At 23.2% G+C, this 710-nt stretch carries 1 pseudogene; it reads right to left on the bottom strand.

Going from position 1 to position 710, the window contains the following annotated elements:
- Positions 1-398, bottom strand: a pseudogene (locus EZH24_RS14405) (hypothetical protein); the annotation flags it as partial.
- Between the last annotated feature and the right edge of the window lie 312 nt (positions 399-710).

Below are 710 nucleotides of genomic sequence, written 5' to 3'. Positions count from 1 at the left end.
GCTGGAACGGAACAAGCCGCTATTTGAAGTAAAATTAAATGATTTGAGGCATAATTATTATGAATTCTCCATATATGAGGGAATACTTTTACAATTCCAACTAAAATAATTGCAGATAGCAACATTAATAAAACAGACGATTTTATATAATTCTTTATAGATTTTATTTCTTTGTTTTTAAGATATTGATAAACAAATAGAATAAAAATAGGGTAAATAGTAACTATATCGTTATGTTTCCATAAAAGTCCGAATAATAATATAACTGCCGTAAATATTTTTAATAAAATTCTAACAGGTTTATTATTTATTTGAACTAATAATTGAAAAAATATTAGAGAATATAATAACCATATAAATAGAGCTGCCGTTGAATCTTTTATTTCGGATATATTCATAAAGAATAATTCCTTCACAAATATTAATAAATAAAGCAATATTACATTTTTATTTTTAAATTTATAAAATAAAGATATTATTATTAAAGCAAGTCCAGAATAGAATAAAATTAAATTTATTAAAAATAAGTAGTATGAATGAACGCCAAATATTTTATATAGGCAAATCAAAGTTAATTGTATCAATACGGGATGCCAATTTCCAAGATTTTTCGGGTTCATGCTTCCCCAATATAAATCAGGATTTTGAAACCAACCAGGAAAACCAAGCCAAAATTGAAATATAAATAATACTAATCCAATAAAAATAAT

This window comes from Brachyspira catarrhinii, assembly GCF_005518285.1.
GTDB classification, from domain to species: Bacteria; Spirochaetota; Brachyspiria; order Brachyspirales; family Brachyspiraceae; genus Brachyspira; species Brachyspira catarrhinii.
This window is presented reverse-complemented; position numbering and strand designations above follow the sequence as displayed.